This window comes from Streptomyces sp. SS7 (assembly GCF_037993025.1).
Taxonomy (GTDB): Bacteria; Actinomycetota; Actinomycetes; order Streptomycetales; family Streptomycetaceae; genus Streptomyces.
Map to the genome: position 1 here is coordinate 8,962,746 of NZ_CP141223.1, position 21,228 is coordinate 8,983,973.

The window sequence follows — 21,228 nt, forward strand, 5'->3', positions numbered from 1 at the left end:
ATCGCACCGAGGGTGCTCCGCTGACAGGGTGCGTCACCGCGGCCCGTGTGCGTGTCCGTTCGTATGGAAAGTGATCATGCGGTTACGTTGCGTGTGTGCTAGAAGCATCTTTCCTTAATCTTTCTGATCGTTCCGCAGAGGACGGGACCGTGACCGTGTCACCGGCGTGGGAGCTGCGCGAGAACGGCGACCCCGCGGCGACCTGGTTCGACGTCCGGCTCGCCTTCGCCGACGGCGCCGGGGTGGACCTGCTGGCCGTGGTGTCCGGGGGGTGCGTGTCCTTCGAGGACGTCCGCGCCCGGCCGCCCCTGTCCCTGGTCGACCTGACGGAGCTCGCGGACTGGATCGAGGGTCCGCTCTTCGACAGCTGCGCGGGCGCAGGCGGGACGCAGGCCGAGCGGGGGACGGCGGCGGGCGGTGCCCGTCGCGCCCGTCCGGCCTGGCCGCGCGGGAGCGAGGGGTGCCGACTGGTCGCGCAGGAGTACCGGGCGGCCCAGCAGCAGGGCGCGGACCCCATCCTCGCGGTGATGAGTGCGACCGGGCACAGCCGTCGCGGGTCCCTGCGTCTGATCGCCCGGGCGCGGGACGCCGGCTATCTGGCGCCGCGTCACGCGAAGGGATGAGCGGGGACCGGGGAAACCCGGTCCCCCGGGTCAGCTCATCTGCCGCATCCGGGTGATCTCGCTCGTCTGCTGGGCCACGACGTCGTCCGCCATCTCCTCGATCCGCAGGTTGTTGCCCTGCGCCTTGACCTCGGTGGCCATCGTGATCGCGCCCTCGTGATGGGTGATCATCAGGCTGAGGAAGAGGGCGTCGAAAGCCTTCCCGTGCGTCGCGCGGAGCGTGCTCAGCTGGGCGTCGCTCGCCATGCCGGGCATCGCGGCGTGGTCGTGCGCACCGCCGGTCTCGGCCTTGTCGTACGACCCGAGCCAGGCCTTCATCGCCTCGATCTCCGGTCCCTGCGCGGCCGCGATGCGCAGCGCGAGGCGCTTCACGCCCGCCGACGCGGCCCGCTCCGGGACGAGTTCGGTCATCACCAGGGCCTGGGCATGGTGCCGGATCATCATCCGGGCGTACGACACGTCCGCCGCGTTGGGGGAGTCGTCCTCGGCCCGCTGCTCGGCAGCCTCCTGGGCGGAGAGCGTCCGGTTGCCCTCGCCCGGCATGCCCGGCGCGATCACCGAAGGGCCGCCCGCCGCGGCCGGCTTGTCCTGCGCACCGGAGTCGCAGCCCGCGAGGGCGAGCACGAGCAGTGCGGCCGCGGCGGTGAGGGGTGCGCGGCGGTGGGGCACAACGACCTCCTGAAGCAAGGGAGTTGGATTGATCGCACTACCCGGCGGAGAGATTCATTACGTCTGCGTTGCCAGCCTTTGATATGTGCATGATGAAGACGATACTGCAGGGGACCGTGAACCGTTCCACAGGAACGGCAACGAGGGAGGACGCAGTGACCCTGTCGAACGATCCCCGAACGCGGCGCAGACGGCTGGGCGTCGCCGCCGCCTGTACCGGGCTCCTGGCCGCGCTGCTCGCGGCGGTCCCGGCTGCCGCCACCCCCGACCCGGGGGACGCGCCGGCCGTGGAGCGGGAGGTGTCCGGAAGCGCCCGGGCCGGGGCGGCCGCCGCGATCGCGGACGGTGACATACCCGGACAGGACGAGATCGTCCACTCCGCCAACATCGAGCACCTCACCAACGTCCCCAAGGACGCGCTGTCCGGCACCAATTCGGACCTCGCCTTCCAGGGGAAGTACGCCTTCGCCGGCAACTACGACGGCTTCCGCATCTTCGACATCAGCGACCCGAAGTCCCCGAAGACCGTCTCCCAGGTGCTCTGCCCCGGCTCGCAGAACGACATCTCCGTCTCCGGAGACCTGCTCTTCCTCTCCACCGACTCCTCGCGCAGCGACAGCAGTTGCAACAGCACCACGCAGCCCGCTACGGAGAAGTCCTCCTGGGAGGGCATGAAGGTCTTCGACATCAGCGACAAGAAGAACCCCAAGTACGTCGCCGCCGTCGAGACCGCCTGTGGCTCGCACACCCACAGCCTGGTGCCCGAGCGCAAGAACGTGTACATCTACGTCTCCTCGTACTCGCCGAGCGCCGCCTACCCCGACTGCCAGCCCCCGCACGACGGCATCTCCGTCATCAAGGTGCCGCGCAAGGCGCCCGAGACGGCGGCGGTCGTCGACTTCCCCGTCCTCTTCCCGGGTGAGGGCCCGGACGGCGGCGGCAACCCCGGCTCGCCCACCAACCCGGGCGTGTCCAAGACCACCGGCTGCCACGACATCACCGTGCTCCCGGAGAAGGACCTCGCGGCCGGCGCCTGCATGGGGGACGGCATCCTCTTCTCCATCAAGGACCCGGAGCACCCCAAGGTGATCGACCAGGTGCAGGACAACGTGAACTTCGCGTTCTGGCACTCGGCGACCTTCAACCAGAAGGCGAACAAGGTCGTCTTCACCGACGAGCTGGGCGGCGGCGGAGCGGCCACCTGCAACGCGGCCATCGGCCCGAACCGGGGCGCCGACGGCATCTACGACATCGTCGGCAAGGGCGACAAGCGCAAGCTCGTCTTCCGCAGCTACTACAAGATCCCCCGCCACCAGGCGGACACCGAGAACTGCGTCGCCCACAACGGCTCGCTGATCCCGGTCAAGGGCAAGGACCTCATGGTCCAGGCCTGGTACCAGGGCGGCGTCTCGGTCTGGGACTTCACCGACTCCTCCGCCCCGAAGGAGATCGCCTACTTCGAGCGCGGCCCGCTGAGCACAACGGCCCTGTCGGTCGGCGGCGCGTGGTCGGCGTACTACTACAACGGCTACATCTACTCCAACGACATCGCCAAGGGCTTCGACGTGCTGAAGCTCAGTGACCGGCGTACGGATCCGGCCAAGCGGATCCACCTGCGGGAGCTCAACGTCCAGACGCAGCCGGACTACTTCGACTGATCTGCGTCGGCCTGAGCGGCCGGCTCCGTCGCGAAGTAGCGTGACAGATCCTGCGCGCATCTCCCGCCGGGCGCCTCGGCGTCCGGCGGGAACCCCGACTCCCAGTCCAGCCGGTACCGTTCGAACAGCTCGGCACGCAACCGGGCCAGCGGCAACGGTACGTTGGGCAGCACCAGCGCGTACACGGCGCCCATGAGCTGCGAACGCAGCATCGGATAGTCGTGGCCGACGTCCCGCGACCCGTGCCGGGCCGCCGTCTGCCGCAACAGCTCGGCCAGTCGCTGCTGTTCGGGACACTGCACGAAGCCCTCGGCCTGGAGCAGTCCGGCCATGTGTTGGCGCATCAGCACCGTACGGTCCCGGGCCAGTCCGAGGATCGCGTCGATGGCCCGCGCCATCCGTTCCCGGCCGTCCTCGGTACACGGCTCCCGCTCCAGGGCCTCCTCGAGCGTACGGTGCATCAGCCGGTGCACCGCCGACTGCACCAACTGCCGCTTGCCGGGGAAGTAGTACGACACCAGACCGCGCGCCGAACCGGCCCGGTCCGCGATGTCGCCGAGCGTCGTGGCCTCGTACCCGCGCTCGCTCACCAGCTCCAGGGCCGCGTGCAACAGCCGCTCGCGCGAACGTCGCCGCAATTCTTCATTGACCGAGGCGCTGCGCGGGGACATCCTGTAACTCCTGCGTTGACTGGCTATCAGCCAACTATACTCAGGGCATCCCGGACAGTTCCGCACGGAGCAGGTCCGGGCTGCTGCCCGCTCTGGGCGACGCGGGGGATCGTCCAGAGTGGGCGCGCCTTCGCCCACATGGTGGCCTGGGGCTACTGATCGGTGGGGCGCGCCGGAACCGGCCACCGCCTGCAGCAGAGGCCGGGCCACACCTCGGCCCGACCAGGACGACCTTTCTGCCGTCTACCGCATTCCGAGCTCCCGGCTGCGACCCACCAGGTCCAGGACCGGGCGCAGTCCGTCCGGCCGTTCGGCCGCTGGGAGATGGTCCACGAAGTGCACCGTGCAGCCCAGCGCCGCCGCCCCGCCGTCCGCCCGCCGGTCGTCCCCGACCATCAGGGCCGCGCGCGGATCGACCCCGAGCGCCTCGCAGGCCGCCGTGAACAGCCGGGGATGCGGCTTCTGCACCCCGTGCTCGTACGACAGCACATACGTGTCGACGAACCGGTCGAGCCCGTGCGCACGGAACACCGGCCGCAGATCCCAGCCGATGTTGCTGACCACGCCCACCGCGACCCCCGCCTCCCGCAGCCCGCTCAGCACGTCGAGGGCGTCGGGATACGGCGCCCAGGCCGCCGGGGTCATGTGCCGGTCGTACAGCGCGTCGTGCAGCCCCGGGTCCGGCAGCGTCACCTGACGGGAGAGCCCGGTGTACGCCGCCCGGTGCGCCTCGGCGCTCTCGTCCCGGACCCGCCACGCCGCGGCCACCTCCTCGGGCACCCGCCCCGGAGGCGCCCCGCCGGGCAGCGCCCCGGCCGCCTCCAGCGCACGCGCCGTGGCGGCCAGCTCTTCCTCCGGCAGGCCGGCCCCGGCCTCCTCCAGCACGGCACGCAACCAGGCCTCGGTGGACTCGACCCGGAACAGGGTCCCGGAGAAGTCGAACAGAACGGCAGTCATGCGCTCGATCCTAGGAACTCGGAGGATCTCGCGGGGCCACGTTCCAGAAGAGGGGCAACTCGTCCTCGCAGAACACACAGACGTACACCTCTTCCCGCACCACGTTGATCTCCCGGCACCGCTCGCAGCGCCGGAACACCAGCGCGTGGGTGAACGCGTCCGGTCGCACGATCCCCGCCCGGTCCAGGGCGGCCGCCACCGCCGGCCAGCAGCCGGGGTCGGGGCAGTAACCGGTGGACTGGTTGGTGACCTCGTGGACCTCCCAGCCACGGCCGGTGCGCCGGAACGAGACCTCGCCCGCCCCGAGGACGGCCCCGCCGCCCGCACAGGCCACGTGCTCGCTGCGCCGCGGGGCCAGGCGCAGCCGTCCGTCGAGCCCGACGACGTACGTGTACGGCTCCCCGTCCTCCACCGCGAAGGCGGTCAGGCCGGCGAGGTCGCGCACGGCGTACCCCTCACTGCCCGGTACGACGGCTCGCAGGATGTCCTCGGGCCCGACGTACCGGTACGGCCCGGCCGGGGGGTGCGGCGGGACGGTCACGGGTACCGGCGCTGGTGCACCACGACGGCCCCTGTCACCAGCAGGGCGCCCAGCAGCCAGCCGCCGAGGACGTCCGAGGGCCAGTGGACGCCCAGCCAGATCCTGGTCAGGCCGACGCCGACCACGGAGACGACCGCCACCGCCACGGCCGTACGCCAGACCGGGCGGCTCACGCCGTGGCGGTGCAGCAGCCACAGGAGGAGACCCAGCACCACCGTGGCGGTCAGGGCGTGGCCGGAGGGGTAGGCCTGGTAGTGCGCGGAGTCGACGGGGTCGGGCCAGACCGGGCGGTCCCGGTCGACCGCCGCTTTGAGGCCCTGCTGGACCAGCGTCCCCACCGCCGACGTGACCACCAGCCAGCCCGCGGTCCACCAGGCCGCGTGCCGCCACACCAGCCACACCGCCGCCGCGGCCCCCACCAGCCGCATCGTCACCGGATCCCACACCCAGTCCGTGAGGATGCGGCAGACACGCGTGAAGCCGGGGTCGGCCACGGCCCAGCGGTGGGTGGTGCGGGCGAGGTCTCCGTCGACGGCCATCAGCGGGTGCCACTCCGTCGCGACCAGGACGAGAAGGGCCACCGAGCACAGACCGAGGACCGCCGCGAGGCGGACGGCCGTGCGCCGGGCCGGTGGACGGGGCGGGGGAGTCGACGGACCGCGTGTGCATGATGCGATCCTCGCCGAACGGAGGGGCCGGAGGCCAACCCGGGCTGTCACGGAGCGGGCCCCTGGGGTTTCGCCGAGGTGGAATCGAGGTGTACGGGCACTCCGCGGCCCCCGCTCACCCGTGACCGGGGTCTGATGCCGGCCAGCTGGCGCGGCTGCGGCTCGCCGCCGACCGTGCCGCCGTCCCGGCTCCGCAGCCCGCCCACCCACCCCGGAAGCCCGTGTTTCCCGACCGCCGGCGCTCCTCAGCCCAGTGCCCTCAGGCCAGGTACCAAAGTCACCAGGACCGGGATCACCGGCACCAGTGCGGCCGCCGCCGTCAGACGCAGTCTGCGTGCCGGGGGGAGCCGGTCCGGGGGAGTGAGGAGCCGGTGCACCCGCTGCGGGACGTGTGCCTGCGGAGTGGGGGTGGGGCCGAACACCCCGCGGTCCTCGTTGAGTTCGACCAGCGCAAGCGCGGTGGTCAGCCGGCCGAACCGTCGGGACGCCATGTCGTCGGCGGCCAGCTCCACCAGCCGGTGCATCTCGTCGCGGAACGCCGCGAACACCGGCACCTGCGGGAACCCGGTGGCCAGTGCCGACGACGAGTGCAGCAGCCAGTGGTGCCGGGCCTGCGCGTGCCCCTGCTCATGGGCGAGCAGAGCGTCCAGCTGACGCCCCTTCAGTCGCTGCAACGCGGCCGTCGTGACGACGAGTCGGGGTGCGGCACCCGACAGCCACCAGGCGTCCGGCCGCGCACCCTCCAGGACGACGAGCCGCCCCGCCGCAGGCTCCTCGCCGGGCAACAGCGGTGCGCGCAGCAGCAGTTCGGCCCGGCGTGCCCGGCTGCGGGCCCCGGCGCGCGCCACCTCCCGTACGAGCATCGCCGCGCTCCACAACCCGGCGCAGGCCAACGTCAGCGCGGTGGCCGCCGCCCAGGGGCCGGTGGAACCGAGGGCGTAGGCATCCACGACCGCCCGCGGCGCCGGAGCGAAGACATGACCGCGTACCGCCTGCCACGCCGCCGCCGCACTCAGCGTCATCGACAGCGCACAGCAGAGCAGGACCGCCGCCACCACGCACTGCCACGCCCACAGCGCGACCACCGGTTCACGGTCGGGCCAGTCGGCCCGGGCGAGCAGCCGGGGGTGCTCCGACCGCGGTCAGGGCGCCGAGCAGCAGCAGGACCGCGGGGACCGTCATGGACAGCACCCTATGAGCGGCGCACCGCTCAGGGGTACGGCTTGCCCCGGCAAAGTGACGCAGGCCACGGCCGAGTTGAGGCCGGCGCGACCTCACAGAGCCAGCAGCATCGCCAGCATCCCGATCCCCATGGACAGCCGGCACGCCCGCGCCAGTTCGGGACGGTCGCTCCACCCGACGGCGCCCCCGGCGGACCCGGGAACTCCCCCCGCCCCGGCACTCCCGCCGGCCGCGGCCGTCCCCGTCCACGGCAGCAGCCGCGCCCCCGAGAGGAGGACGTACCCGGCGAAGTACAGCAGCAGTACGCCCGTGAGGACCGGTACACCCGAGGCGGCCGCGCCGTGCGCGTGCGCGTCGGGCGGCGACACGGCCATCGTGACCGCCATGTAGACCATCGCCGAGCTGCCCACCAGGTGGTGCAGATGGTGGCTGTCCGCACGCGCCGTCCACAGGGCCCGTAACGCGGCGGCCCCGAACACCGCCGCGTAGGCGGGCCAGGCCCACGGGGGCGGGATGAACACCGAGGGCGGCACCGCCATCACCGCCATGCCGAACCCCATGAGTGCCTCACCGCCGGCGGCTCTGCGCTGCTCCTCCACATGGCTGCGCATCCGCAGCAGACAGTAGGCACCGGTCGCCGCACACAGCGTGACCAGCAGCCAGCCGGGCGAAGTCGGTCCGTGCACGCGCACCTCCCCGCTCGACGGACGCGTCGAGGGTTGCGATGCCCACGCCACGCGGCGCGCACGCGGCGCAACGAGGTACACGGGGAGCATTCGAGGGAGCACGGTGCGTGAGCGATTGCCCGCCGCATATGGCACGAGCGTGCGCGGCTCCTGCCTCCCCCGTCCGCCGCCGAGCGGTGGCGACGCGCCCTGCCGAGGAGCGGGTCAGCGCTGCCGAACGGTCCGGACGCCGTACGCTCGCCGCGACGGTACGGCACCGGGGACCGCCCCCGGATCGGGACGCGACCACGACGGCGGAGGGTGTGCGGCGATGACGGCGACGCGGGGACCAGCGGCGGCCGGGGACGGGGCGGGGAGCGACACCGTCGCGTCGGTGGTGGGGCAGTGGCAGGTGGTGCGGCCCGACCTCGACACCGGCCCCATGGAGATCATCGGCCGTGTCAACCGCTGCGCCGCCCTGCTCCAGCAGGCCGAGGACGCACCGCTGCGCCGGGCGGGTCTGAGCCGCCCCGAGTTCGACCTGCTCGGCGCGCTGCGCCGTACCGGCCATGAACTGACCCCCGGCGACCTGGCCCGCGAGACCTTCTCCTCGGGGGCCGCCGTCACCAAACGCCTCAAGCAGCTCACCGAACGCGGCCTGGTGGAACGCCGGGGGGACGCCCGCGACCGCCGCGTCGTCCACCTGAGCCTCACGGACGCCGGCCGCGACCTCGTCGACGCCGTCCTCCCCGAGCAACTCGCCTACGAGCGCGCCGTGCTGTCTGCCCTCGACGGCGACCGCCAGGGCGAACTGGCCGGACTCCTGGGGGAGTTGCTGAGCCGCCTGGAAGGGTCCATGCGCACCGCCCGCGCCTGAGGCGTCAACCGGCCTGCCCGACGCCGGGGTTCAGCCCTCCTCCCCGGCCCGGTACACCCCGAACACGGCTCCCTGCGGGTCCTGCAGTACGGCGATCCGCGGGCCGTCGGGCACGGACAGGGGCTCCACCGGCGCGGCGCCGCCCGCCGCCGTCGCGGTGGCCGTCGAGGCGTCCACGTCGGCCACCGCGAAGTACGGCAGCCAGTGCGGCGGCACCTCGGGCGGGAACCTCTCGTCCATCCTGACCATGCCGCCGAAGTCGGCGCCGCCGACACCCCACTGCAGATAGTTCTCCGACGAGGTCACGGTCCAGCCGAACACGGTGGTGTAGAAGGTCTCCGCCCGGTCCGGGTCACGGGTCAGCAGCTCCACCCAGCCGAGCGAACCGGGCGCGTTGAACAGCCCCGCGCCCGGGAAGGCCCGCGCCTGCCAGAGCTGGAACACCGCTCCGCCCGGATCGAGGGCCACCACGAAACGGCCCGTGTCGAAGACGTCCATCGGCCCGACCAGCACCTTGCCGCCGGCCTCGGTGACCAGCCGTGCGCTGACATCGGCGTCGGTCGCGGCGAAGGACACGTTCCATGCGCACCGCTGCGCCATCTGGTACAGGGGCGTCAGCGCGGCGACGGCCGCCTCGCCGAGGTGCGCGACGGTGTAGCCGCCGGCCTCCTGCCGGGGGTCCGTCTGCGCACGCCAGCCGAAGAGCTCCGCGTAGAAGCGCTTCGCCGCCTGCGGATCACTGGTCCCCAGCTCGGCCCAGCAGGGCCCGCCGGGCACCGGTGCGTCGAGCTTCATGACGTTCCTTCCAGAAAAGGAGGCCCCTCCAGCACGCTATGCCCGCCCTGCCGCCCCGGCATCCGCTCACGCTGTCGACGAGCCCCGCACCACGGGCAGGGGGCGCCACCGTCCCGCGGCTCCCGGGGCGCCGGCCGCTAGTGCCGTGACCGGAAAGGTTCACCGGCTCGCGGCGTCCGGCACGGCACCTCGCCGCGTTGTCGCATCACCCGAGTACATCCGGTACGCGGGCGACGCTCCGCCTTGCGATGCACCGCACCGGACGCCGCGAGCTTCCCGGCAAACCTTTCCGGTCACGGCACTACTAGATCCCCGGCCGGTACCTGATCGGATGATCCTTCGGCACCTCCACCAGCACGATCGGCGTCCCGTCCGGATCCTCGATCCACATCTCCACCAGCCCCCACGGCTCCTTGACCGGCGCCCGCACGACGGCAACCCCCTTCGCCCGCAGCTCCTCGTACGCCGCCGTCACGTCCGCGACCTGCAACCAGAGCCGTACGGCGGGGTCCGGCGGTGTCTGCGCGCGCCCCGAGAGCTCCAGGAAGCCACCGCCGAGGAAGTAGACGACCCCGCGCTCCGGCCCCGTACCGAACTCGCGGTAGACCCCGAGCCCGAGCTGCTCGCCGTAGAAGACGCGCGAGCGCTCGGGGTCGGTGGGGCGGAGGAGGACCCGGCTGCTGAGTACGTGCACCATGCGCCGGGAGCCTACGGCCTGGCGCCGTGCCGAGCGGCCGGACGGGCCGGGAGCGGGTGGCGATACCCTCGTCCGAGTCCCAGCCGTGCCACACACCGGAGACCGCCCGCATGGAGATCACCGCCGACCCCGCCCCCACCTTCCGTGACGCCACCGACGCCGACGTGGACGAGGTGGTCGCGCTGGTCGAGTCGGCGTACCGCGGGGAGTCCAGCCGGGCGGGCTGGACCACCGAGGCGGACATCCTCCAGGGGCAGCGCACCGACCCCGAGGGGGTCCGGGCGATCATCGGGTCGGCCGACGGACGGGTGCTCACCGTCGAGCGGGACGGCCGGATCGTCGCCTGCTGCCAGCTCGAACACCGCGGCGACCACGCCTACTTCGGCATGTTCGCGGTCAGCCCCACGGCCCAGGGCGGCGGCCTCGGCCGGATCGTCCTGGCCGAGGCCGAGCGGCAGGCCCGCGAGGTCTGGGGAGCCGCCGAGATGCACATGACCGTGATCTCCGTACGCGAGGACCTCATCGCGTGGTACGAGCGCCGCGGCTACGGCCGCACCGGACGGATGACGCCCTTCCCCTACGGCGACGAGCGCTTCGGCATCCCGCAGCGCGACGACCTCCAGTTCGAGCTGCTGGTCAAGCCGCTGTCCTGAGGCCCCTCACGCGGTGAAGCGCCCCGTGCGCCTGATCTCCGGGTAGTCCGTGGTCGCGCCGTCCAGCTCCAGCGCGCGCACCAGCCGCAACTGGTGCTGGGTGTTGACCACCCAGCCGATGATCCGCAGATCCCGTCTGCGGGCCTCCTCGACGATCTCCAGGGTGAGGCGCCGCATGTTCAGGCACACGGTCGCGGCCCCGGCGTCCGCGGCCCGGGAAACGATGTCGAGGCCGAAACGGCTGCCGATCAGCGCGGTGCGCACCCCGGGCACCAGCCGGGCCATCTCGGCCACCGCCTCGTCGTGGAACGAGGACACCTCCACCCGGCCCACCAGATCCCGCTCGCGCAGCACCTCGGCCAGCGCCCGGGCCGCCTGCACGTCCTTGATCTCGGCCTGCAGCGGCAGCGACACGGCGTCCAGGACCTCCTCGAACACCGGCACCCGCTCCCCGCGCCCCGCGTCCAGGGTCTTCAGCTCCGCGAGCGTCTGATCGGCGATGGGGCCCGTGCCGTCGGTCGTCCGGTCCACGTCCGGATCGTGCATCACCACCAGCGCGCCGTCCTTGCTCAGATGCAGATCGAGTTCGATCACATCGAGGCCGGCCTCCTCGGCGGCGACGAACGAGCGGAGGGTGTTCTCGGGCTCGACACCCATGACGCCGCGATGACCGATGGTGACGAAGTTCAAGACGGGACTCGCTTCCGTCGACGAGCGGGTGCGCAACCGCAGCCTAACGGCCCGGGTTCGTCATGGACACGTGTAGACGCCGTTGGTCGCAGCGTGTACCCACCCTGAGCGGAATCAGTCACTCCTGGGATGGCGGACAGGAAAAACTCACGTTAACCCCCGTGTGTGCAGAATAATTTTCGGTAGCCCCCCTTGCTGAGGCAAACCTCGTATGCATACGGTGTCCATACGCGAGGTTCTCCCGTGGAGGATGGGACATGACGGAAATTCTTGTGCAGGCGGCGACGGGGGAGCAGCTTCCTCCCGGCACCAGGGTGGTGGAGCACCCGGCGTGGCCCGTGCTCAAGGATGCCGTGGAGCGGATCCGCCCCTGGCAGTCCAAGGACGGATCGATCGACTTCTCCGCCGTCGACGCCCCCGAGCGCCCCGAGGCCGAGCGGGCCGTACGGGACGTGATCGACGCGGTCGAGCAGCTCTCCCCGCTGCTCCCGCACGACGCCGACTACCACCGGTCCCTGGTGAAGGACCTGCACCGCTGGGCCGAGGGCGGCTTCGAGGTGCCGGACTTCCTCGACTCGCTGCTGGCCTTCCAGCCCGCCGCGAACCGCGCCGACGGCCTTCAGCACCTGGTCGTCTTCCCGATGTACACGCAGAACGGCAACCCCGACCGCAACCTGGAGGCGGTCGTGCTGCGCATGGTCTGGCCGGACTGGCTGGCCGAGCTGGAGCGCACCCGCTACGACAACCCGCTGTTCTGCGGCATCAAGTTCGAGGACTTCACCGCCGGCTACGACACCAACTCGGCCGTGCTCTTCCCGGAGACCATCGCCGTCCGTGAGGCGCCGGAACGTTTCTCCTGGGGTGGGATCTTCTGCGACCGCGAGGCCGCCCGCTTCCGCCGGGTCACCGACGCCGCCGTCGGCATCCTGGGCCTGGAACTCCCCGAGGACATCGCCGCCATGGTCCACGACCAGAAGCGCTGCGAGGAGGCCTTCGTCCTGTGGGACATGGTCCACGACCGCACCCACAGCCACGGCGACCTGCCCTTCGACCCCTTCATGATCAAGCAGCGCCAGCCGTTCTGGATGTACGGCCTGGAGGAGCTGCGCTGTGACCTCACCGCCTTCAAGGAGGCCGTGAAGCTCGAGGCCGACGGCGTCCCGCAGGCCCGTGACGTGCAGTACGCGGTCCTCTTCGACCGCATGTTCCGCTTCCCGGTCACCGGCGAGCGCGTCCGCAACTACGACGGCCTCGGCGGCCAGCTCCTCTTCGCCTACCTGCACCGGCACGAGGTCGTCCGCTGGACCGACAACAAGCTGCACATCGACTGGCAGCGCGCCCCACAGGTCACCAACGAGCTGTGCGCCGAGATCGAGAAGCTGTACCGCGACGGCATCGACCGCCCCAAGCTGGTCCACTGGTTCGCCGGCTACGAGCTGGTCTCCACCTACCTCTCCCCGCACCCCGGCTCGCGCTGGGCCAAGGGCCCCGACGCCCTGGATCTCTCGCAGCCGCCGCGCAAACTCGTGGATGACGTGCTTCCCGACGAGTTTCCGCTGAGCATGTTCTATGAGGCACTGTCCAAGAAGCTCAAGCACGTGATCGCCTCCACCAAGGGCATCACGGCGGACAGCGCCGAGAGGGTCGCCGCGTGAGCGACCGTACGGACACCGCTCAGCAGGAGGCAAGGATGGGGAACGGCGCTCTCAACGGTGCGGTGATCGCGGTGGCCGGCGCGGGTGGACCTGCCGGCCGTGCGGCACTGCTCCGGCTCGCCCGCGCGGGCGCGACCGTCGTCGGCTCGGACAACGACCCCGAGCGCCTGGCGGAGGCCGTCGACCACGCCCGCTACGAGGCCGGCGGCGCCACCGTCACCGGCGACACCGTCGATCTGCTCGACCTCGGCTCCACCCAGGAGTGGGCGGCGCGCGTCGAGAAGGACTTCGGCCGCATCGACGGACTGGTCCACCTCGTCGGAGGCTGGCGCGGCAGCGAGACGTTCGTCAAGACCAGGCTGGACGACTGGGACCTGCTCGAACTCCTCCTCGTCAAGACCGTGCAGCACACGTCGCTGGCGTTCTTCGAAGGGCTCCAGCGCAGCGAGCGCGGCCGGTACGTGCTGATCAGCGCCGCCGGCGCGTCCAAACCCACCGCGGGCAACGCCGCCTACGCCGCCGCCAAGGCCGCAGCCGAGGCCTGGACGCTGGCCCTCGCGGACGCCTTCCACAAGGCCGGGGGAGCCGCGGGGCCCACCTCGGCGGCCGCCATCCTGGTGGTGAAGGCGCTGGTGCACGACGCGATGCGCGCCGACCGGCCCAACGCCAAGTTCGCCGGCTTCACCGACGTCACGGACCTCGCCGAGGCGATCGCCGGTGTCTGGGAGAAGCCCGCCCCCGAAGTGAACGGACAGCGTCTGTGGCTCACCGAGAAGCCGTGAACCCCCCGAAGACCGACGCCCGTCGCCACCACGACCCGGAGGTCCGCGGTTTCGCCAGCGACAACTACGCCGGGGCCCACCCGGAGGTGATGGCCGCCCTGGCCCTGGCCAACGGCGGCCATCAGGTCGCGTACGGCGAGGACGACTACACGGAGAACCTCCAGCGGATCGTCCGCGGCCACTTCGGGGCCACGGCCGAGGCGTTCCCGGTCTTCAACGGCACCGGCGCCAACGTCGTCGCGCTCCAGGCGGTCACCGACCGCTGGGGAGCGGTGATCTGCGCCGAGAGCGCCCATATCAACGTGGACGAGGGCGGTGCTCCGGAGCGGATGGGCGGACTGAAGCTGCTCACCGTCGCCACCCCCGACGGCAAGCTCACCCCGGAGCTGATCGACCGGCAGGCCTGGGGCTGGGAGGACGAGCACCGCGCCATGCCTCAGGTCGTCTCGATCACCCAGAGCACGGAGCTCGGCACCCTCTACACCCCGGCCGAGATCCGCGCGATCTGCGACCACGCCCATGCGCACGGCATGAAGGTGCACCTGGACGGCTCCCGCATAGCCAACGCGGCCGCCTCCCTGGACGTCCCGATGCGGACCTTCACCAACGCGGTCGGCGTCGACATCCTCTCCCTCGGCGGCACGAAGAACGGCGCGCTGTTCGGCGAGGCGGTCGTCGTGATCAACCAGGACGCCGTCCGCCGTATGAAGCATCTGCGGAAGCTGTCCATGCAGCTCGCCTCCAAGATGCGCTTCGTCTCCGTGCAACTGGAAGCACTGCTCGCCAAGGATCTGTGGTTGCGCAACGCCCGGCACGCCAACGAGATGGCCCAGCGGCTCGCCGAGGGGGTGCGCGCCGTGCACGGGGTGGAGATCCTCCACCCCGTCCAGGCCAACGGCGTGTTCGCCCGGCTGCCGCACGAGGTGAGCGTGCGCCTGCAGAAGCGGTTCCGCTTCTACTTCTGGGACGAGGCCGCGGGCGACGTGCGCTGGATGTGTTCCTTCGACACGACCGAGGAGGACGTGGACGCGTTCGTCGCCGCGGTCAAGGAGGAGATGGCGGACTAGCGGCTCCCCCACGAGCATGTATGCATAGATATGCGGTCACCCGAAAAAGTATTGACGATCGGGTGATCGCGTTTCTATGCTCTCCGATCATGGAGCTGATCCAGGAGAACCCCGACCTGTCCGCCTATCTGGCCGACGACGAGGTCGTCGACCACCATCACCCGCTCGTCCGGGAGACCGCCGCGCGACTCGCCGACGGCGCGACGGACTCGTATGCCTATGCGCGCCTGGCCTTCGAGTTCGTGCGCGACACCATCCGCCACTCCCAGGACTTCGGCGATCCGCGCGTCACCTGGCGCGCCTCCGACGTGCTGGAGCAGGGCACGGGCATCTGCTACGCCAAGGCCCACGCGCTCACCGCGCTGCTGCGGGCCGAGGACATCCCCACGGCGCTGTGCTACCAGCGCCTCACGCAGGACGACGGCGCGGGGCACTGTGTGCACGGGCTGGTCGCCGTGCGCTTCCACGGCGCCTGGCACCGGCAGGACCCGCGCGGCAACGGGCCGGGGGTGGACGCCCGATTCTCCCTGGACGGTGAACAGCTCGCCTTCCTCCCGGACCGGGAGCAAGGCGAGCTGGATTATCCGACGCTGTACGCGGCACCGCACCCGGCGGTGCTGGACGCGCTCAGGGCCGCCCCGGACCGGTCGTCCCTGTGGCGGACGCTCCCGGCCGAGCTGACCTGACGCGCCTCCCGGCCGCCGTCAGTGGGCCTCGGCCGCCCGCACCTGCTCCGGAGTCGGCGCCGTACCGCCGAGGTGCGCGGGCATCCACCAGGTGTCGTCGGCGTCCTTCGGGCGGACCGGGTAGGCGCGCTGGGCGGCCTCCAGCAGCTCCTGCACCCGCTCGCGCAGCTGACGGGTGATCGCGCCCGCGTACTTGTCCTTGGACGCCTCGATCGCCTCGCCGACACGGATGGTGATCGGGGTGTGGCTGCGCTTGAAGTTGCGTGGGTGCCCCTTCGTCCACAGCCGCTGCGTCCCCCACACGGCCATCGGGATCAGCGGGACGCCCGCCTCCTGCGCGAGCCGCGCCGCACCCGACTTGAAGCTCTTCAGCGTGAACGACTGGGAGATGGTCGCCTCGGGGAAGACCCCGATGATCTCGCCCGAGCGCAGCGACGCCAGCGCGTGCTGGTAGGCCGCCTCGCCCTGGTTGCGGTCCACCGGGATGTGCTTCATCCCGCGCATCAGCGGACCGGAGATCTTGTGGCGGAACACGGACTCCTTCGCCATGAAACGGACGAGCCGCTTCTGCGGGAGCGCGGCCAGGCCGTCGAAGATGAAGTCGAGGTAACTGATGTGATTGCTCACCAGCACGGCACCGCCCGACCGCGGGATGTTCTCCGACCCCTTGCAGTCGATCTTGAGGTCCCAGACCTTGAACAACGTCAGGGCGAGGCCGACGGCGGGACGGTAGACAAGCTCTGCCATGGGCGGCGCGGACCCTTCCTTCTGCCCGGGCGGGGTTCCCCTCGGGCAAAGTTACGCTGCCGTAGGTTTACGGCATCTCGCAGATCGTGCCCGAAGAACGGCCGGGGGGCCAGCCCCCGTGCCCCACGACGACGAGATCCTCGTCACTCCGCCCCGTAATCCACCTCGGCCTTTTAAGTCACCTTTACTGCGCGCGCACCGTCACCCGCCGTACGAGCAGGTACGCCTCGCAGCCCAGGCAGTACCCGAAAGCGGCATTGAGGAAGGCGGCCGCGAGCGCCGCGCCGGTCGCCGCGAGCCCCAGCCAGCCGGGGCCCAGCGCCAGGCCCACCAGACCCACGGCCGCGAAGACCAGCCCCACCGCCTGCGCGAACCGCGGCGGCTCCGGCGGCTCGAACTCCGTCGGCGGCCCGATCCGCGGCCGTACGATCCTGCGGAACGCCCAGCCGTACGGCGAGCGCCCCACCCCGCCCGCGGCGCCCAGTGCGAACGCCAGCGTCTGCCAGGCCAGCAGCCACACACTGCCGGTCACCAGAACGACCGCCAGTACTACGGTCGTGACGGCGGCCCCGAACCGGGGGCCCCTCACATCGATGTCCATGGATCGAGCATTCCTCAGAAGAAACGATTCTTGGTGCAGGGAATCTTTGCAGTCTCATGAACGCTGGAGCAGCTGGTGACCGGACTGGTGGTGTGTGTGGCGGTGCTCGCTGCGGCGAGCGCCTACGGAGTGCTGCAGCGGCGGCGGAGCGGGAGGGTGCGCGTGCGCGGGCGCGACGACGGAAAGCGGCTCGACGCCGGCCGGCTCGGCGGCGAACTGGGGGAGCGGGCCACCCTCCTGCAGTTCTCCAGCGCCTTCTGCGCGCCCTGCCGGGCCACCCGCAGGGTCCTCGGCGAGGTGGCCGGCATGGTGCCCGGCGTCACCCACATCGAGATCGACGCCGAGGCGCACCTGGACCTCGTGCGCGAGCTGGACATCCTCAAGACCCCCACCGTGCTGGTCCTCGACGCGGACGGCCGCATCGTGCGCCGCGCCACCGGGCAGCCCCGCAGGGCCGACGTCATCGCCGCCCTGGGGGAGGCCGTATGACCGGCCGACAGGTGAGGGTGAGGCACCTTTCGGATCGCGGAACGTACTTGACTGGACACGCCACCCGTCGTCAGCCTGAGCCCATGCCCGAGGAACTCCTTCTCCACGGACGGGTCCACGTCGACCTCGTCCGTACCGCGAGCGCGCGCTGTCCGGGCCGTTGACAGCCCCCGGACCCTCCCGCCGCCGCTCACCCCAGAAGGACGCCAACTCCATGACGGCCTCGCCCGACCTCGGCACCGCCCAGCTCGCCTCACCCGACCTCCTGCGTTCCGTCTTCCGCCGGCATGCCGCGGGGGTCGCCGTGATCACCGCCGCGGGTGCCCGCGGCCCGGTCGGCTTCACCGCCACCTCCCTCACCTCCGTCTCCGCCGAACCCCCGATGCTCTCCTTCGGCGTCGGCACGGGCGCCTCCAGCTGGCCCGCGATATCCCGGGCGGAGCACGTGGGCGTGCACCTGCTCGGCGAGCACCAGCAGGAGCTGGCCGCCACCTTCGCCCGCAGCGGCGCCGACCGCTTCGCCGAACCCACCGCCTGGCGCGAGGGCCCCGAGGGCGTCCCCGTCCTCGACGACGTCCTCGCCTGGCTGGTGTGCCGCGTCGTCGCGCGGGTCCCCGCCGGGGACCACCGGATCGTGCTGGCCGAGGTCGTCCTCGGCGACCCGGCGGGCGCGGGCCGGCCGCTGCTCTACCACCAGGGCCGGTTCACCGCTCTGCGGGATTGATCACTGCCCGGCTCTCCTGCGAAGCCGTCGAGTTCCGGTTACGCTGCGTTGCAGAGGTCACAGTTCAAAGCGCTTGCTTAGCGGGCAGGAACTGGGTGTACTGACGAGTAATATTTCGTTCGGAGCGCAGGCCGCCCCGATCGGGATCGGCCGCTTGTGGCGCCTATGCTGCCTGAAAGAAGGCAGCCGAGAACTGACGATGCAGTAGGAGAGCCGGCGTGAGCTTGAGGATCGTTGTCACTGTGAAGTACGTGCCCGACGCCACTGGCGACCGGCACTTCGCCGATGACCTGACCGTCGACCGGGACGACGTGGACGGTCTGCTCTCCGAGCTCGACGAGTACGCCGTCGAGCAGGCGCTGCAGATCTCCGAGAACTCCGACGACGACGTGGAGATCACCGTTCTCACGGTGGGCCCCGAGGACGCCAAGGACGCGCTGCGCAAGGCGCTGTCGATGGGCGCCGACAAGGCGATCCATGTCGAGGACGACGACCTGCACGGCACCGACGCCATCGGCACCTCCCTGGTGCTGGCCAAGGCCATCGAGAAGGCCGGCTACGACCTGGTGATCTCCGGCATGGCCTCCACCGACGGCACCATGGGCGTCGTACCCGCCCTGCTCGCCGAGCGCCTCGGCGTCCCGCAGGTCACCCTGCTCTCCGAGGTCTCCGTCGAGGACGGCACCGTCAAGGGCCGCCGCGACGGCGACGCCGCGAGCGAGCAGCTCGAGGCCTCCCTGCCGGCCGTCGTGTCGGTCACCGACCAGTCCGGCGAGGCCCGTTACCCGTCCTTCAAGGGCATCATGGCGGCCAAGAAGAAGCCCGTTCAGGCCTGGGACCTGTCCGACCTCGACATCGAGACGGACGAGGTCGGCCTCGAGGGCGCCTGGACCAAGGTCGAGGACGCCTCCGCGCGCCCGGCCCGCACCGCCGGCACGATCGTCAAGGACGAGGGCGAGGGCGGCAAGCAGCTCGCCGAGTACCTCGCGAGCCAGAAGTTCATCTAAGGCTCGACACGCCGACCGCCCCCTCAACTTCGTTTCGCAGGAGAGCAATCCCATGGCTGAAGTCCTCGTCTACGTCGACCACGTGGACGGTGCCGTCCGCAAGCCGACCCTGGAGCTGCTGACGCTGGCCCGCCGCATCGGCGAGCCCGTCGCCGTCGCGCTCGGCGCCGGGGCCGAGAACACCGCCGCCGCGCTCGCCGAGCACGGCGCCGTCAAGGTCCTCACGCACGACGCCTCCGAGTACGCCGACTACCTCGTCGTACCGAAGGTGGACGCGCTGCAGGCCGCCGTCGCCGCCGTCTCCCCGGCCGCCGTGCTGGTCCCCTCCTCCGCCGAGGGCAAGGAGATCGCCGCCCGCCTGGCGCTGCGCATCGGCTCCGGCATCATCACCGACGCCGTCGACCTCGAGGCCGGCGACGAGGGCCCGGTGGCCACCCAGTCGGTGTTCGCCGCGTCCTTCACCACCAAGTCCCGCATCGCCAAGGGCACCCCGGTCATCACCGTCAAGCCCAACAGCGCCGCCGTCGAGGCCGCCCCGGCCGCCGGCAGCGTCGAGGCCCTCGCCGTCACCTTCTCGGCCGCCGCGACCGGCACCAAGGTCACCGGCCGCACGGCCCGTGAGTCGACCGGCCGCCCCGAGCTGACCGAGGCCGCGATCGTCGTCTCCGGCGGCCGCGGCGTCAACGGCGCCGAGAACTTCGCCGTCATCGAGGCCCTCGCCGACTCCCTCGGCGCGGCCGTCGGCGCCTCCCGCGCCGCGGTGGACGCCGGCTGGTACCCGCACACCAACCAGGTCGGCCAGACCGGCAAGTCCGTCTCCCCGCAGCTGTACATCGCCAACGGCATCTCCGGCGCCATCCAGCACCGCGCCGGCATGCAGACCTCGAAGACCATCGTGGCCGTCAACAAGGACGCCGAGGCCCCGATCTTCGACCTGGTCGACTACGGCATCGTCGGCGACCTCTTCGACGTCGTCCCGCAGCTCACCGAGGAGATCAAGGCCCGCAAGGGCTGATCGCCACCCGGTCGGCGCAGTCGCCCGAGGCCCCCGTGACCCCAGCGGTCGCGGGGGCCTCGGCCGTTCACTTCAGGCTCACCGACGCCAGCACCGGCAGATGGTCGCTCGGATAGCGGCCGTCCACCGTGAACGGGTCCGCCCACGCCCGGTGGACCGTCACATCGGGGGTCGACAGGATCCAGTCGATACGGTCCCCGTCGGGCCTGAGCGCCTGCCAGCCGTTGAACGTCCCGAACACCGGCCCCGTCTCCCGCGCGGTGACCCAGGTGTCGACGAGACCGGAGCCCAGCAGGGTGCCGTAGGCCGGGTCCGTGGTGGCAGCGGCGTTGAAGTCGCCCGTCAGCAGGACCGGACGGGAGGGGCCGAGCCGTCTGATCCGATCGCCGATCAGCCGGGCCGCCCGCACGCGCGCGTACGCGCTGCGATGGTCGAGATGGGTGTTGAGGACGTGGAACTCCCGTCCCGGGTCCCGCCGGTCGCGGAAGAGCACCCGGGTCACCAGCCGGGGGAAGGCCGCCCCCCAGGTGTTGGAGCCCGGTACGTCCGGCGTGTCGGAGAGCCGGAAGACATCGTGCTCGAGCGGCTCGAGCCGGCGGACGTCGTAGTAGATCGCCACCGACTCCTCGTCACCGCTGCCGGGCGTGCCGATCCAGTCGTAATGCGGGCCCATGTCGGCCCACACGGCCTGGAGCTGCCTGAACTGTCCCTCCTGGGTGCCCATGACATGCGGCGCGGTCTCCTTCAGCAGCGCCCGCATCACCGGACGCCGGTGGACCCAGCTGTTGCCGTCCTGGTCGACCGGGACCCGGAGGTTGAACGTCATGATCCTCAGCGGGGGCACGGGCTGCGGCTCCCGGGCCGGTGACGGGACCGCCCGGCGCGGCTCGGCCGCCCCGACCGCGGCGAACAGCGGGACCGCGACGGCCGCCGAGACCATCGCTCTCAGTCCCGCCCGCCGGGTGGGTCCCGCAGCGCCTGTCATGTGTCCCCTCTCGCCTCGTGAGCCAGGATGAAGGTGTGCGGGTCTGTGCGAAAGAGGGGCAAGGTGCGGAAGTGATCACACGCGACCACGGCTCGGTGATCACACAAGAGAGCGGTGAGCTGCG

Annotated in this window: 23 protein-coding genes and 2 pseudogenes; 12 read left to right on the forward strand and 13 right to left on the reverse strand. The window is 71.5% G+C overall.

The features are described from left to right. Positions 1 to 149 precede the first annotated feature (149 nt). Entirely contained in the window at positions 150 to 623 is a 474-nt protein-coding gene (locus U5640_RS40370) for a DUF6214 family protein (RefSeq protein WP_340384191.1), read from the forward strand. Positions 624 to 653: 30 nt separating this feature from the next. Here the strand turns inward: U5640_RS40370 and U5640_RS40375 are convergent, their stop codons facing one another. Next, positions 654 to 1,292, reverse strand: coding sequence for a DUF305 domain-containing protein (locus U5640_RS40375; RefSeq protein WP_340384192.1), 639 nt, complete (start codon positions 1,290 to 1,292; stop codon positions 654 to 656). A 155-nt stretch (positions 1,293 to 1,447) separates the two neighbouring features. Here U5640_RS40375 and U5640_RS40380 point away from each other — a divergent pair, with 155 nt between their 5' ends. After that, the gene (locus U5640_RS40380) at positions 1,448 to 2,950 is read left to right on the forward strand and encodes a hypothetical protein (RefSeq protein WP_340384193.1); all 1,503 of its coding nucleotides are present in this window, start codon (positions 1,448 to 1,450) and stop codon (positions 2,948 to 2,950) included. Here the strand turns inward: U5640_RS40380 and U5640_RS40385 are convergent. From U5640_RS40385 to U5640_RS40410, 6 genes and pseudogenes are all read right to left on the reverse strand, one after another. Continuing rightward, the gene (locus tag U5640_RS40385) at positions 2,938 to 3,621 is read right to left on the reverse strand and encodes a helix-turn-helix domain-containing protein (protein WP_340384194.1); all 684 of its coding nucleotides are present in this window, start codon (positions 3,619 to 3,621) and stop codon (positions 2,938 to 2,940) included. The two genes, U5640_RS40380 and U5640_RS40385, sit on opposite strands and share 13 nt — an antisense overlap. Before the next feature lie 243 nt (positions 3,622 to 3,864). Further along, on the reverse strand, positions 3,865 to 4,578 hold the full coding sequence (locus U5640_RS40390) for an HAD-IA family hydrolase (RefSeq protein WP_340384195.1): 714 nt from the start codon (positions 4,576 to 4,578) through the stop codon (positions 3,865 to 3,867). Between the two features lie 10 nt (positions 4,579 to 4,588). After that, positions 4,589 to 5,119, reverse strand: a complete 531-nt coding sequence (locus U5640_RS40395) for a hypothetical protein (protein WP_340384196.1) — start codon at positions 5,117 to 5,119, stop codon at positions 4,589 to 4,591. Beyond that, a pseudogene (locus U5640_RS40400) lies at positions 5,116 to 5,788 on the reverse strand (phosphatase PAP2 family protein). Before U5640_RS40400 ends, U5640_RS40395 begins: the two are co-directional and overlap by 4 nt. Positions 5,789 to 6,032: 244 nt before the next feature. Then, positions 6,033 to 6,969, reverse strand: a pseudogene (locus U5640_RS40405) (M56 family metallopeptidase). Between the two features lie 92 nt (positions 6,970 to 7,061). Next, positions 7,062 to 7,655 (reverse strand): DUF5134 domain-containing protein, encoded by a 594-nt coding sequence (locus tag U5640_RS40410; RefSeq protein WP_340384197.1) that lies wholly within the window; start codon positions 7,653 to 7,655, stop codon positions 7,062 to 7,064. Positions 7,656 to 7,965: 310 nt separating this feature from the next. Here U5640_RS40410 and U5640_RS40415 point away from each other — a divergent pair, with 310 nt between their 5' ends. Then, positions 7,966 to 8,511, forward strand: a complete 546-nt coding sequence (locus tag U5640_RS40415) for a MarR family transcriptional regulator (protein ID WP_340384198.1) — start codon at positions 7,966 to 7,968, stop codon at positions 8,509 to 8,511. A 30-nt stretch (positions 8,512 to 8,541) separates the two neighbouring features. On the opposite strand, the gene U5640_RS40420 is transcribed toward U5640_RS40415, so the two are convergent. Both U5640_RS40420 and U5640_RS40425 read right to left on the reverse strand, forming a co-directional pair. Continuing rightward, entirely contained in the window at positions 8,542 to 9,306 is a 765-nt protein-coding gene (locus tag U5640_RS40420; protein WP_340384199.1) for a VOC family protein, read from the reverse strand. Between the two features lie 304 nt (positions 9,307 to 9,610). Next, positions 9,611 to 10,003 carry a VOC family protein gene (locus U5640_RS40425; protein WP_340384200.1) on the reverse strand — a complete coding sequence of 131 codons (393 nt, stop codon included), beginning with the start codon at positions 10,001 to 10,003 and terminating at the stop codon, positions 9,611 to 9,613. 110 nt (positions 10,004 to 10,113) lie between these two features. Between U5640_RS40425 and U5640_RS40430 the strand changes: the two genes are divergently transcribed. After that, on the forward strand, positions 10,114 to 10,656 hold the full coding sequence (locus tag U5640_RS40430; protein WP_340384201.1) for a GNAT family N-acetyltransferase: 543 nt from the start codon (positions 10,114 to 10,116) through the stop codon (positions 10,654 to 10,656). A 6-nt stretch (positions 10,657 to 10,662) separates the two neighbouring features. On the opposite strand, the gene U5640_RS40435 is transcribed toward U5640_RS40430, so the two are convergent. Then, positions 10,663 to 11,346: a glycerophosphodiester phosphodiesterase family protein gene (locus U5640_RS40435; protein WP_340384202.1), complete on the reverse strand. Its 684-nt coding sequence runs from the start codon at positions 11,344 to 11,346 to the stop codon at positions 10,663 to 10,665. Between the two features lie 257 nt (positions 11,347 to 11,603). On the opposite strand from U5640_RS40435, the gene U5640_RS40440 reads away from it, so the two are divergent. From U5640_RS40440 to U5640_RS40455, 4 genes are all read left to right on the forward strand, one after another. Further along, a complete protein-coding gene (locus U5640_RS40440; protein WP_340384203.1) occupies positions 11,604 to 13,001 on the forward strand; it encodes a DUF6421 family protein in 1,398 nt (465 codons plus the stop codon). Between the two features lie 35 nt (positions 13,002 to 13,036). After that, the gene (locus tag U5640_RS40445; RefSeq protein WP_340384204.1) at positions 13,037 to 13,783 is read left to right on the forward strand and encodes an SDR family NAD(P)-dependent oxidoreductase; all 747 of its coding nucleotides are present in this window, start codon (positions 13,037 to 13,039) and stop codon (positions 13,781 to 13,783) included. Further along, on the forward strand, positions 13,780 to 14,850 hold the full coding sequence (locus U5640_RS40450; RefSeq protein ID WP_340384205.1) for a low specificity L-threonine aldolase: 1,071 nt from the start codon (positions 13,780 to 13,782) through the stop codon (positions 14,848 to 14,850). Before U5640_RS40445 ends, U5640_RS40450 begins: the two co-directional genes overlap by 4 nt. Before the next feature lie 89 nt (positions 14,851 to 14,939). Further along, positions 14,940 to 15,536: a transglutaminase family protein gene (locus U5640_RS40455; RefSeq protein ID WP_340384206.1), complete on the forward strand. Its 597-nt coding sequence runs from the start codon at positions 14,940 to 14,942 to the stop codon at positions 15,534 to 15,536. Positions 15,537 to 15,554: 18 nt separating this feature from the next. Here U5640_RS40455 and U5640_RS40460 read toward each other — a convergent pair whose 3' ends face one another. Together U5640_RS40460 and U5640_RS40465 are read right to left on the reverse strand one after the other, a co-directional pair. After that, the gene (locus U5640_RS40460) at positions 15,555 to 16,283 is read right to left on the reverse strand and encodes a lysophospholipid acyltransferase family protein (protein WP_340384207.1); all 729 of its coding nucleotides are present in this window, start codon (positions 16,281 to 16,283) and stop codon (positions 15,555 to 15,557) included. Between the two features lie 184 nt (positions 16,284 to 16,467). Next, a complete protein-coding gene (locus U5640_RS40465) occupies positions 16,468 to 16,884 on the reverse strand; it encodes a DUF4395 domain-containing protein (protein WP_340384208.1) in 417 nt (138 codons plus the stop codon). Positions 16,885 to 16,959: 75 nt separating this feature from the next. Here U5640_RS40465 and U5640_RS40470 point away from each other — a divergent pair, with 75 nt between their 5' ends. The 4 genes from U5640_RS40470 to U5640_RS40485 all read left to right on the forward strand — a co-directional run bounded on the left by U5640_RS40470 (position 16,960) and on the right by U5640_RS40485 (position 20,119). Next, positions 16,960 to 17,373: a thioredoxin family protein gene (locus tag U5640_RS40470; RefSeq protein ID WP_340384209.1), complete on the forward strand. Its 414-nt coding sequence runs from the start codon at positions 16,960 to 16,962 to the stop codon at positions 17,371 to 17,373. Between the two features lie 214 nt (positions 17,374 to 17,587). Then, positions 17,588 to 18,097, forward strand: a complete 510-nt coding sequence (locus tag U5640_RS40475; protein WP_340384210.1) for a flavin reductase family protein — start codon at positions 17,588 to 17,590, stop codon at positions 18,095 to 18,097. A 218-nt stretch (positions 18,098 to 18,315) separates the two neighbouring features. After that, complete coding sequence (locus U5640_RS40480; protein WP_340384211.1) at positions 18,316 to 19,104, forward strand: electron transfer flavoprotein subunit beta/FixA family protein; 789 nt, start codon at positions 18,316 to 18,318, stop codon at positions 19,102 to 19,104. Positions 19,105 to 19,156: 52 nt separating this feature from the next. Beyond that, positions 19,157 to 20,119 (forward strand): electron transfer flavoprotein subunit alpha/FixB family protein, encoded by a 963-nt coding sequence (locus U5640_RS40485; RefSeq protein WP_340384212.1) that lies wholly within the window; start codon positions 19,157 to 19,159, stop codon positions 20,117 to 20,119. Between the two features lie 67 nt (positions 20,120 to 20,186). On the opposite strand, the gene U5640_RS40490 is transcribed toward U5640_RS40485, so the two are convergent. Beyond that, positions 20,187 to 21,104 (reverse strand): endonuclease/exonuclease/phosphatase family protein, encoded by a 918-nt coding sequence (locus U5640_RS40490; RefSeq protein ID WP_340384213.1) that lies wholly within the window; start codon positions 21,102 to 21,104, stop codon positions 20,187 to 20,189. Positions 21,105 to 21,228 lie beyond the last annotated feature (124 nt).